Origin of the sequence: Pantoea sp. sgz302252 (genome assembly GCF_042610525.1) — a bacterium.
Lineage (GTDB): Bacteria > Pseudomonadota > Gammaproteobacteria > Enterobacterales > Enterobacteriaceae > Erwinia.
Genome location: NZ_JBHDVM010000006.1, coordinates 360002 through 371157, shown reverse-complemented (window position 1 = coordinate 371157; position 11156 = coordinate 360002). Strand labels below are relative to the sequence as shown.

Here is an 11156-nt window from a genome sequence, read left to right as displayed (position 1 = left end):
TTTAGACCTTCGGGTCATGACTCTCCCGGTGACATGGGAAAGGCGAAATACCTGATATCAGAAGCAACATTCTGAATTCAGTACAGAATCGGTGGAGCGGTAGTTCAGTTGGTTAGAATACCTGCCTGTCACGCAGGGGGTCGCGGGTTCGAGCCCCGTCCGTTCCGCCACTTTATATAAGCCCTGAGCAGATGCTCAGGGTTTTTTTTTGCTTCTATTATTAACTGGCTTGTTCCCGCATTAAGATCTTCTTGCCCCGAAAGTATTAATTTATCCGTTAACAACCGACTTTAATTAACAGGCGCCATACCTACAGGATGCTGCTGCAGCCATTCGTCAAGGAAATCGATAAATGAGCGTATACGCGGGCTGACGATGCGATCGCCGTAATAAACAGCATTAAAAGGCATATCAACCGGCAGCAGCTTATCTGCCATTATTTCTGTGAGCGTACCTGCCGCAAGATCCCCATCGATCATGTAGTCGGAAAGACAGGCGATGCCGTTGCCGCTCAGGCAAAGCTGTCTGAGTGTTTCGCCGCTGTTTGAAGTGGTGGCCGGAATGATTTCGTAAAGCTGACCGTCGCTTTGAGCCACTGGCCAGCGATTCAGATTTAAAGGTTCAACAAAGCCAAGGCAGTCGTGTCGGGCAAGCTCTTCAATTGAATCAGGAATGCCGTGTTGCTGAAGCCAGCCCGGACTGGCAACGATCTTTCGTCGACTGTTAAACAGCAGGCGGGCACGCAGGCTTGAATCAGTTAAATCGCCTGCCCGAATGGCGACATCTACTCTTCTTTCTATCAGGTTGATGTAGGTTTCAGAGGAAACCAATGAAAGCGTGATGTCAGGAAAACGCTCGCGAAAAGGTTTAATCGCCGGCATCAGCAGATGTAAAACCACTGGCGTAGCCGCATCAATGCGCAGAGAGCCCTGCGGCAGCCGTTTGCTTTCGGCCAGCTCGTTTTCTGCCGCCGCCATGTCCTGCAAAATGCTTTGTACTCGCTTAAAGTAGGCTGCGCCTTCCTGAGTCAGCGTTATCTGGCGAGTCGTGCGGGTTAACAGCTCAACGCCCAGCTTTCCTTCCAGCTTTTTGACCGTGCGGCTTACAGCGGAATTCGCCATATTTAGCCTTTCGGCGGCGCGACTGAAGCTGCCGTTTTCCACCACGGCGACAAAGATCGCCAGTTCCTCTGAGTTTGCCTTCATTACCGCTTCCCGAACAATATTCTGCCAGAGATTGTTTACAGAAGGTCATTAAAGCATGTGAAAACCGATCAAGCTATCTGGCCGATAGTCTGTAAGTGCTGAATAAAGCCAGTTTTTCTCTATTTCTGACTGCTCTCTGAACAGCAGAATATTTTGTGTCCTGAAGCGACGAGTGTTCAGACAGGCATGCATCATACCAACAGAGCGCGAACTGTAAGAAAACGCTTAAAAGACGCTAAGACGGACGGCGGTTAAAGTTTGCTTACCTTCAACTGGCACTTATTAGCCGCCTCTGATTGAAACCCGGCTATAAAGCCCCTATAACTGAATGCAGGAATCATTAGTCAACATGCAGAGGTCAGACGCTAACGTGCGGAAAAAAACTTATGCCATGAGATATGTCGCGGGACAGCCAGCGGAACGTATTTTCCCGCCTGGCGCACTGCTGCATATGGGCAAAGCCTTACCGCCCGGCGCGCCGCTGACGACCCACTCGACATTGCGGGTGCTGGTCTGGAATATCTTTAAACAGCAGCGGGCGGAGTGGCTTTCAGTACTGCAGAATTTCGGTAAAGATGCGCAGCTGGTATTGTTACAGGAAGCGCAAACCACCCCGGAGTTAATCCACTTTGCCACCAGTAATTATCTGGCAGCGGATCAGGTTCCGGCTTTCGTGCTGCCGCAGCATCCTTCTGGCGTTATGACGCTGGCTGCCGCCCATCCGGTCTATTGCTATCCGCTGCGTGAACGCGAGCCTTTGCTGCGCCTGGCGAAATCAGCACTGGTCACCGCCTATCCGTTACCGGACGGCAAAATGCTGATGGTTGTTAATATTCACGCCGTGAATTTTAGTCTGGGTATCGACGTCTATAGCAAGCAGCTTGGCCCGATCGGCGAGCAAATCATGCATCATAAAGGGCCGGTCATTATGGCTGGCGACTTTAACGCATGGAGCCGTCAGCGCATTAATGCGCTTTATGCCTTCGCGCATAATATGGGCCTGCATGAAGTTAACTTTACGGACGATCATCGGCGCAAGGCATTCGGCAGGCCGCTGGATTTTGTCTTTTACCGCGATATGGGCGTAGCAGAGGCCTCTGTTCTGGTAACGCGCGCTTCCGATCATAATCCACTGCTGGTTGAGTTCAAGCCTTAAGCGTCGATTAGCGCGATAGCGCGCACAGGCGAAGCGGAAGCGCCTTTCAGGCGTAAGGGCAGGGCAATAAAGGTAAAAGCCGTTGGCAGGCTGTAGAGATTTGCCAGACTTTCGATAATTATGCCATCCGCGCTCAGTATTGCCTGATGGGCTGGATAGTCTTTACTGTCAGCGCAGTCCAGCGACATCGAGTCCGTACCAAAAACCGTCACGCCTTTCTCCAGCAGATAACAGGCGGCGTCGCCGGAAAGCCCCGGCCAGCCGCTCATAAACGCCGCATGATTGGGGCGGCACCGCCACTTCTTGTCGTAACCGGTACGGAACAACAGGATATCTTTGGCCACAATCTTGCCGTAGCTGGCCTCCCAGTCTTTAACCATGGCAGAAGAAATTGCGCTGTTGGGCGGCAAATGAGCCATATCCAGACAGCGGCCGCGTCCTGTTAGCTGACGGATATTAATTTCGTCGATGCTTTTTCCCTGCGGCATAAAATGGACTGGCGCATCAATGTGGGTGCCACAGTGATCGCCCAGGCTAAGCTGGCAGTTATAGTTACCGTCCCCGGCCGCAAAACTCTCCGCGCGACTCAAGAAAAAGCGACCGTCGCCGGGCCAGACCGGCATGTTCTCTTCACAGATATGGCTTAGCTCAATCAGACGCTGCTGGCCCAGCAATCTGACTAATTCACTGGTCATAACACTCTCTCCTGCTGAACGAGAAGAAAGCAGTAAAGCACAGCTGCAGAAAGGGAGGAAGGCGGGCATAAAAAAACCAGTCCGGAGACTGGTTTTTCAAAGGTGCTAGCTGTCTGGCGTAGCGCTGTTGTTAACAAACAGCGTTAGCCGATCGCCGGGCTGAATATTTGCCGAACCGCCGCTGTTCCAGCGCAGCAAATCTTTCGTTTCAACGCCGTGACGTTTTGCGATGCTGGCCAGAGAATCACCCTTACGAACCTTATAGGTGATGCTGTTGCCATTATCGGCCAGTTTGGTCGCGTTACCGCTGCCGCCCAGGCTTAACGTCTGTCCCGGTTTGATGGTCGCTCCCTGCAGGTTATTCGCCTGCTGCAGCGCTTTTACCGAAACATTCAGGCGCTTCGCAATACCTGACAAAGTGTCGCCGTTACGTACCTTGTAGGTGGTGTTGCTGGCCAGCGCCGTTGGCTGCACGGCCGCGATATCGCCTGTTGCCAGGGAGTCACGCAGTTTCGCCACGTTCGACTTCGGCACCATAATGTAGTGAGGCCCATTAGGTGCGGTCTTGCCGCGCTTGTAACCCGTATTAAAGCTTTTCAGCTTGCTTAGCGACATGCCGGCCATTTCCGCCGCCTGCGTCAGCTCTATCTGCTGGCCCACTTCTACACGCGCCAGCGCGCGGGTTTCGTTAGGCTCCGGAAGACGAATGCCGTAGCGCTTGTTGTTTTTCAACAGTTCGCTTAACGCCAGCATCTTCGGTACATAAACCGTAGTTTCACGCGGCAGCGACAGCGACCAGAAATCCGTGGCTTTACCGCGAGCCCTGTTGCTTTTTATCGCTTTCAACACCCGGCCTTCGCCGCTGTTGTAAGCCGCCACGGTCAGCAGCCAGTCGCCGCCAAACATGCCGTTCAGTCGCTGCATCATATCCAGCGCGACCTTGGTTGAAGCGACGATATCGCGACGACCGTCATACCACTGGTTCTGCTTAAGTCCGTAATTGCGTCCCGTTTGCGGCACAATCTGCCAGATGCCGGCGGCATTGGCAGAAGAGGTCGCATGAGGATCAAAAGCGCTCTCCACTATGGGTAATAGTACCAGTTCCATCGGCATCTTACGTTGCTTAATCTGCTCGACTATCCAGTACATATACGGCTCGGCCCGTAACGTTACATCGTGGAGATAGCTCTTGTTTCTTAAATACTTTTGTTTTTGTTCGCGTATCCGGGGGTTTTCCGGAACCTTCATCTTCAGCTCGTCGCCAATGAAATTCCACAGATCCTGATCTTTCGTCAGGCTGGTCCCATCATCCTGCCAACGTGGCGATAACAACCGATCTGCGTTCTGACTGCTCTGCGCTGAAGACAAACTCTGTGCATGCTGTTCGGGGGCGTCATGCTTTGACGCCTGGCACCCCACCAGCAAGACCGAGGCGAGAAATATCGCTGTAGCCTTCATGTGTGTGTCATTGTTCGCTTAAAAGACGAGCAACTATACGTGCTCGGGCTGCTCAACACAACCCGAAAAATCAAAAACGATCTTTCTTCTCGCGTAGAGTTGCAAATACGTGCCATTCGTGTTGCGGAGGTGTTTCATATCCAATAACTTTTTGTAATTCAGCGTCTTGCGTACGCAGAAAAACATTTATTTGCCGCTCTGAAGCCAGCGTTACCGGCAAGGAAACTACATTTTTTGCACGTAACTCCTTAATTTTATGATAATAGCCTGCTATTTGCGGATCCTGAGGCAGCAGCGTAGCCGCAAACTTCATATTTGATAACGTATACTCATGCGCGCAGCAGACCAGGGTTTCTGCCGGTAGCTGGTTAAGCTTTTGAAAAGAATCAAACATCTGCTCAGGCGTTCCTTCAAACAGGCGCCCGCATCCGCCTGAGAACAGCGTATCCCCACAGAAAAGGTAAGGTTCACTATAGTATGAGATATGTCCTAAAGTGTGACCTGGCGTAGCAATTACACTAAATTCGAGCCCCAAAATAGCCACTTTATCACCTTCAAAAACTACCCGGTTCGTTCCTTTATCTTGTGTCTCCTGCGGGCCGTAAACCACCAGATCCGGATAGTTTTGCAGCAGTTCTTTTACGCCGCCAACGTGATCATGATGGTGGTGTGTAAGCAGAATCGCCGCTGGCCGCCACTGATTTTTTTCCAGCGTTGCCAGGACTGGCGCCGCTTCGCCCGGATCCACAATCAGACAATCGCCCTGTTCGTTATTTAATATCCAGATGTAGTTATCCTGAAGAGCTGGAATGCTGGTAAGATTCATTATCGCCTCGTTGACTGGCCGCAATGGAAAGAAGATGGTAAAGCATGAAGCCCGCTAAGACACGCCATATTCGTCACGTGCCGCAATCCTGGGAAGAGATGCCCTGGGGAGAATACTATCGTGACGCGCTAACCCGGCATCTGCAGCCCTGCCTCGACAGGCTGTACGGCTTTCATCTGCTAAAAATAGGCCAGCTAAGCGCAGAGATAGATACGGAAAGCTGCGCTATCTCACACCAGGTTAATGTGGGAACCAGCGGCGCGAACATGCAGGTTTTCGCCGATCCCGGTAGCCTGCCATTTGAATCAAAGTCGGTTGACGCCTGTTTGCTGGCACATAGCCTGGCGTGGAGCAGCGATCCCCATCGCATTTTACGCGAGGTAGATCGCATTTTGATCGATGACGGCTGGATGATTATCAGCGGTTTCAACCTGTTCAGCGTATTGGGAATGGGCAAGCTAATTCCCGGTCTGCGCCGTCGCGTTCCCTGGAACAGCCGGATGTTTACGCAGACCAGACTGATGGACTGGCTCAGCCTGTTGAATTACGAAGTGGTGCAGCGTACGCGCTTTCAGGTGCTGCCCTGGAACAGCCAGGGCGGCAAGGTGATCAGCACGCATCTTCCGGCACTGGGCTGTCTGAGCATAATTGTCGCCCGTAAGCGTACTTTCCCGCTAACCATGAACCTGGCTAAAAAAGCGGCGGCAAAAAGAAGGTTAAGCCCCGCCGTCGGTGCCACCAGCAGAATGCGGCAGCGCCATCAGGATCCCGACTGATAGCCGATATCTTCAAAAGCCGGGCTACCGGCCGCCGCACGCGCCAGCTCGTCGCAGCGCTCGTTTTCCGGGTGGCCTGCATGGCCCTTGACCCATTCCCATTTAATCTGATGATGGCCCAGCGCTGTATCCAGCCGTTTCCATAAATCGACGTTCTTAACCGGCTTTTTATCTGCCGTTTTCCAGCCGCGCTTTTTCCAGTTATGGATCCAGCTGGTAATACCCTGGCGCACATATTGACTGTCGGTGCTGATCACCACCTCGCACGGTTGGGTGAGCGCCTCCAGCGCGACAATAGCCGCCATCAGCTCCATACGATTGTTGGTGGTCAGGTGGTAGCCTGCGCTGAACGTTTTTTCGTGCTTACCGTAGCGTAAAATAGCACCGTATCCGCCCGGGCCAGGGTTGCCAAGACAAGAACCATCGGTGAAAATTTCTACCTGTTTAGGCATCTCTGGTAGACTCTCTGTGGAAAAACGCCAAGTCTGACATAAACAGGTCCTATGAGCACAGTAAATACAACGCGTCAGATCGTTCTCGATACTGAAACCACCGGTATGAACATGATTGGGGTGCACTATGAAGGGCATCGCATCATCGAAATCGGCGCCGTTGAGGTCGTCAACCGTCGTCTCACCGGCAATAACTTTCACGTTTACCTGAAGCCGGATCGACTGGTTGATCCGGAAGCTTTCGGCGTACACGGCATCGCCGACGAATTCCTGGCCGATAAGCCAACCTTTGCCGACGTCGCCGATGATTTCCTGGCCTATATAGAAGGCGCCGAGCTGGTGATCCATAACGCCTCGTTTGATATCGGCTTTATGGACTATGAATTCGGCATGCTTGGCCGCAATATCCCTAAAACGGAAACCTTCTGTAAGATTACCGACAGCCTGGCGATGGCGCGCAAGCTGTTTCCCGGCAAGCGCAACAGCCTCGACGCACTTTGCTCGCGTTACGAAATAGACAACAGCAAGCGAACGCTGCACGGCGCACTGCTCGACTCAGAAATTCTGGCCGAAGTTTTCCTGACCATGACCGGCGGGCAAACGTCGCTGAAGTTTTCTATGGAAGGCGACAGGCAGGAGCAGAGCAACGATGAGGCAATCCATCGCATTACGCGTCCGGCTTCAGGGCTACGCGTAGTCGCCGCTACGGCGGAAGAAATTGCCGGACATGAAGCCCGTCTCGATCTGGTGATGAAGAAGGGCGGAAGCTGCCTCTGGCGCGCCTGAAGAGAAGGAAACGCAGCGCCAGCCGAAAAAACAGGCAGTCGATCTTAAAGCCGAAGAAAAAGCATTGACGGGATGCGGCCTGCACCGTAATATTCGCCCCGTTCCCGACGGGGAACAAAGCGCGGAGCGGTAGTTCAGTTGGTTAGAATACCTGCCTGTCACGCAGGGGGTCGCGGGTTCGAGCCCCGTCCGTTCCGCCAAGTATTAAGAAAGCCTGATGCAGCAATGCATCAGGCTTTTGTCATTTCAGGGCTTTAAAAGGCGCAATGTTAAAATCAACATCGTCACACAGCCTGCCTCTGCTGATGGCACGACTAAGCCCGTATCAGTGCCTATGTGCCGGAAAACATATTCATCACGATGCCGCCGCTGATAATCAGCAGCATGGCTATGATCGCCGGTAAATCGGGTTTTTGCCTGTAAAGGATCATTGAGCAGACGGTCACACCGACAATGCCAAAGCCACACCATAGCGAATAGGCAACGCCTACAGGAATAGTGCTCATAGCGCGGGTAAGAGCGAAATAGCACAGAGCATAGGCGCCAATCACCAGCAGCGAGGGGCCAGGTTTGCTGAAGCCGTGGGTCTTTTTGATCATTGAAGTGCCGGTAATTTCAGAGCCTATTGAAAGCGCCAGCCATAAAAAGCCAAAATTAAACATTTCCATCCCTCTTATTAGTGAGTTGCTTCTTTATCTACTGCGGATTCCGGCGCCGGATGCGCTTCCTCGCCCATTCTGGAAAACAGATTCATGATGACAATGCCGCTGGCGATAACGGCCATGCCGACAATGGTGGCAGCATTGGGATGCTGACCGTAAAACAGCATGCCCAGAGAAGAGACAACCAGAATGCCGGTACCTGACCAGGTGGCGTAGGCCAGGCCGACGGGGATATCTTTTACCGCACGCGACAGCGAGTAGTAACAAACAGAGTAAAGAACGACGAGCAGGGTCAGCAGCAGCATTTTTGTTATGCCTGCGCTGTTATCAAACATTTTTAGCGTTGAGGTCGCCAGCGTTTCTGACAGGATCACCAGCATTAACCACAGCCAGCATTGAGTTTTGGAAGACATAGTCAGCTCCAGAGTTTATTGTTTTTGATAAAATCGCGGGCGGCATCGGTAAGGCGGGCGGCAGGCGCGGAGGCCAACGCTGGATTACCGGATACGTCCGCTACGGTGAGATAACGATGCGGCCCGGCAACCGGCGTCGGTTCCGCCGTATTACCTGACGATTTGCGCGTCAGCTCGCTGCTCGCCAGTTTTTCCAGCAGCTCATTCATCGAACACAAAGTCACGCCGCATTCAGCCAGCCTGGCGAGCGTAGCCTGCCTCTGCTCAGCGTAAGCCGAGCGCGCCACCGCGCCGCGCAGCTGATTCAGCTCGCTATAAGGGTCGCAGTGATAGCGCAGCGCCAGCACGGGCAGGCCGGCAAGCAGAGCTTCCTGTATCCGCATAGCGGCCGGATTTTGCAGCGTGCCGTTCACCAGGCCTGCCGCCAGCGAATAATCCAGAAAAGGCAGTACCAGCGCCCGACAGGGTTCAGGCGGCTGCCCGACGACCGACAAAGCGTTGCCCAGCGTTTGCCACTGCTCGCTATCCGTAAGCCCTTCATCCAGCCATACCTGCAGCCGTTGTCCGCAAGAGGCCAGCCGGTCACGAATAATTTCCCGGTAGCCGCTGGCGGCGGTAACAAGAACCGCTACCGGCGGCTGCAGCCGTTGGAGGATCCGCACCACCATGCGCTCAAGCTCTTTATCGTTCATCGCTGGCCTCCGTTAGCGTATCAGCGACACCAGCGCGCCGTTTTTCAGTCCGGCGGCATTGGCTTCTTCTGTGTCGATATGGAATTCAAGAACAAAATTGTCATCCACCCGGACGACCACTTCATCGAAAGTCAGCTGACGTTCACCGTGGCTGCGCACCCTTACTTTCTGGCCGTTGATCACCTTCAGCTGGTGGGCCTCCTGTGGCGACATATGGATATGCCGCCACGCGCAAATTACCTGGGAACGCAATTCCACATGTCCTGCCGGGCCGATCAACAGAGCGCTGCCTGCGTTATCCAGCTGTCCGGACTCGCGTACGGGTGCGGAGATACCCAGGGTAAAACAGTCGGCGCGGGAGATTTCGAGCTGAGAACGCTGACGCGTTGGGCCAAGTACACGAACGTTGCGGAGCGAGCCTTTTGGGCCGACGACGCTGACACACTCCTGGGCGGCGAACTGGCCCGGCTGGCGAAGTGGTTTGCAAGGCGTCAGAACATAGCCCTGGCCGAACAGCTTCTCCACATCCTGCTGCGACAGATGGACATGCCGATTGGAAATGCCAACAGGGATCGCTGGCGCGCTGGCCGCAAGGCGGGCAAAAATATTTTCACGTAGCTGGCTGTCGATCATGCCTTTTTCCCTTTCTTCGACGCGTTCTTATCTTCCGGTATGCTTTCCTCTGCCGCTGCGGGCAGCGTGGCTGGCATTGCAGGTTCCGTTCCCGCTGGCGGCAGCGTAACGGCTTCATTCGCAGGGCGTGGCGGATAGCCTTTCAGGTTATAAAGCGCATCCACTACGCTGCGTTCCGGACGCGCGATCACCAACGAGCTGACCAGCTGCTCTGCGTTTATCACGCTGGCGGCGCGTTCAATAGCGGTGTGAATGGCGCTGATTTCTCCTTCAAAACAGACGCTGACCCGTCCCGATCCGGGTTTGCGGTAGCCGATACAGCTTACGCCTGCGGCTTTACAGGCGGCGTCTGTGGCCTGAATCGCGGCGATCAGGCCGCGGGTCTCAATTACGCCTATACTTTTCATTGTCGGCTCCTGTTAATGGCGAACTAAGCGAATAGCAAAATCAAAATGAGCGAAAAACTTCTCCAGCTGGTTTAATTCCTCGCTGCTGTATGAAGGATCGTCAGAAATGGGATAGGGCATCGCCAGGCGTTGATATTTTTGCCGTCCCAGCTGGTGGTAAGGCAGCATATCAATACGACGGATATTTCCGCGTTTCGCCAGCTTCTGCACATATTCAACTGCGCCATTAATGGCGTCCCAGGAATCGTTATAACCGCGTACCAGCGGCATACGAATAATCACCTCGGCACCCGAATCCACCAGCCATTCAAGATTACGGCGAATATTCTCATTGCCGATGCCAAACAGCGATTTGTGCGCCTCGCTATTAATCTGCTTAATATCAAATAAAAAAGTGTCGGTCACCGGCTTCAGCTTCTGATAATTAGCCAGTGAGGTTGTGCCCTGGGTTTCCACGGCTGTGTTAATCATCATCTTTTTACATTCACTAAACAGCGCAACGGCAAAATCGGTTTGCAGGCTTAATTCGCCGCCGCTAAGCGTCACGCCGCCGCCGGAAGAGAGATAGAAAGCGTAATCCTGCATAATAATTTCCATCAGCTCGCTGACCGTAACGTCTCTGCCAATAATATCCAGCGCGCTCTGAGTACAAATCTCTTCACATTTACGGCAGCCGATGCATTCTTTATTCCGATCGATAAAATGCGTCATCAGGCCGTTTTCTTCTTTCCGGTAATGCACGCCAGCCGGACAAACCTCGGCGCAGTCGCCGCAATTAATGCACTTATCGGCTGAATACATAACCTGAAACCGGCTGCTTATTCCTTCAGGGTTAGCGCACCAGGGACAGCGTATATTGCAGCCTTTGAAGAAAATCAGCGTGCGAATACCTTCTCCGTCATAGATTGAATATTTTTGAATATTGAAGATGCGCCCGGTTAATTCTTTTTTTTCACCCAAATCTGCCTCCTGTATAAAACCGGACATCCTTGTCC

At 53.2% G+C, this 11156-nt stretch carries 14 protein-coding genes and 2 tRNA genes; 5 read left to right on the top strand and 11 right to left on the bottom strand.

Going from position 1 to position 11156, the window contains the following annotated elements:
• The first annotated feature begins 93 nt into the window (after window positions 1–93).
• Window positions 94–170, top strand: a tRNA-Asp gene (locus tag ACETPC_RS14005).
• A 120-nt stretch (window positions 171–290) separates the two neighbouring features.
• On the opposite strand, the gene yafC is transcribed toward ACETPC_RS14005, so the two are convergent.
• Window positions 291–1205, bottom strand: coding sequence for a DNA-binding transcriptional regulator YafC (gene yafC, locus ACETPC_RS14000; RefSeq protein WP_380182216.1), 915 nt, complete (start codon window positions 1203–1205; stop codon window positions 291–293).
• A 370-nt stretch (window positions 1206–1575) separates the two neighbouring features.
• On the opposite strand from yafC, the gene ACETPC_RS13995 reads away from it, so the two are divergent.
• The gene (locus ACETPC_RS13995) at window positions 1576–2361 is read left to right on the top strand and encodes an endonuclease/exonuclease/phosphatase family protein (RefSeq protein ID WP_380182236.1); all 786 of its coding nucleotides are present in this window, start codon (window positions 1576–1578) and stop codon (window positions 2359–2361) included.
• On the opposite strand, the gene ACETPC_RS13990 is transcribed toward ACETPC_RS13995, so the two are convergent.
• The 3 genes from ACETPC_RS13990 to gloB all read right to left on the bottom strand — a co-directional run bounded on the left by ACETPC_RS13990 (window position 2358) and on the right by gloB (window position 5340).
• Complete coding sequence (locus ACETPC_RS13990; protein WP_380182214.1) at window positions 2358–3056, bottom strand: cyclase family protein; 699 nt, start codon at window positions 3054–3056, stop codon at window positions 2358–2360. The genes ACETPC_RS13995 and ACETPC_RS13990 overlap by 4 nt on opposite strands.
• Before the next feature lie 105 nt (window positions 3057–3161).
• Window positions 3162–4514, bottom strand: coding sequence for a murein transglycosylase D (mltD, locus tag ACETPC_RS13985; RefSeq protein WP_380182212.1), 1353 nt, complete (start codon window positions 4512–4514; stop codon window positions 3162–3164).
• Window positions 4515–4584: 70 nt separating this feature from the next.
• The gene (gloB, locus tag ACETPC_RS13980) at window positions 4585–5340 is read right to left on the bottom strand and encodes a hydroxyacylglutathione hydrolase (RefSeq protein ID WP_380182210.1); all 756 of its coding nucleotides are present in this window, start codon (window positions 5338–5340) and stop codon (window positions 4585–4587) included.
• A gap of 44 nt (window positions 5341–5384) precedes the next feature.
• Here gloB and ACETPC_RS13975 point away from each other — a divergent pair, with 44 nt between their 5' ends.
• Window positions 5385–6116 carry a methyltransferase domain-containing protein gene (locus tag ACETPC_RS13975; RefSeq protein ID WP_380182208.1) on the top strand — a complete coding sequence of 244 codons (732 nt, stop codon included), beginning with the start codon at window positions 5385–5387 and terminating at the stop codon, window positions 6114–6116.
• Here ACETPC_RS13975 and rnhA read toward each other — a convergent pair.
• A complete protein-coding gene (rnhA, locus tag ACETPC_RS13970; RefSeq protein ID WP_380182206.1) occupies window positions 6101–6568 on the bottom strand; it encodes a ribonuclease HI in 468 nt (155 codons plus the stop codon). The genes ACETPC_RS13975 and rnhA overlap by 16 nt on opposite strands.
• 51 nt (window positions 6569–6619) lie before the next feature.
• Between rnhA and dnaQ the strand changes: the two genes are divergently transcribed.
• Window positions 6620–7354, top strand: a complete 735-nt coding sequence (gene dnaQ / locus ACETPC_RS13965) for a DNA polymerase III subunit epsilon (protein WP_380182204.1) — start codon at window positions 6620–6622, stop codon at window positions 7352–7354.
• A gap of 123 nt (window positions 7355–7477) precedes the next feature.
• Window positions 7478–7554, top strand: a tRNA-Asp gene (locus ACETPC_RS13960).
• Window positions 7555–7686: 132 nt separating this feature from the next.
• On the opposite strand, the gene ACETPC_RS13955 is transcribed toward ACETPC_RS13960, so the two are convergent.
• Genes ACETPC_RS13955 through cutD form a run of 6 tightly spaced genes read right to left on the bottom strand, consistent with a single transcriptional unit; the run spans window position 7687 to window position 11148 of the window.
• Window positions 7687–8016 (bottom strand): DMT family transporter, encoded by a 330-nt coding sequence (locus ACETPC_RS13955; protein WP_380182202.1) that lies wholly within the window; start codon window positions 8014–8016, stop codon window positions 7687–7689.
• Window positions 8017–8030: 14 nt separating this feature from the next.
• Entirely contained in the window at window positions 8031–8429 is a 399-nt protein-coding gene (locus tag ACETPC_RS13950) for a DMT family transporter (RefSeq protein ID WP_380182200.1), read from the bottom strand.
• A 2-nt stretch (window positions 8430–8431) separates the two neighbouring features.
• Window positions 8432–9121: a hypothetical protein gene (locus ACETPC_RS13945; protein ID WP_380182198.1), complete on the bottom strand. Its 690-nt coding sequence runs from the start codon at window positions 9119–9121 to the stop codon at window positions 8432–8434.
• Window positions 9122–9133: 12 nt separating this feature from the next.
• Complete coding sequence (locus tag ACETPC_RS13940) at window positions 9134–9754, bottom strand: phosphate propanoyltransferase (RefSeq protein WP_380182196.1); 621 nt, start codon at window positions 9752–9754, stop codon at window positions 9134–9136.
• Window positions 9751–10161, bottom strand: coding sequence for a BMC domain-containing protein (locus ACETPC_RS13935; RefSeq protein ID WP_380182194.1), 411 nt, complete (start codon window positions 10159–10161; stop codon window positions 9751–9753). Before ACETPC_RS13935 ends, ACETPC_RS13940 begins: the two co-directional genes overlap by 4 nt.
• 12 nt (window positions 10162–10173) lie before the next feature.
• Window positions 10174–11148, bottom strand: coding sequence for a choline TMA-lyase-activating enzyme (cutD, locus tag ACETPC_RS13930; RefSeq protein WP_380182192.1), 975 nt, complete (start codon window positions 11146–11148; stop codon window positions 10174–10176).
• Window positions 11149–11156 lie beyond the last annotated feature (8 nt).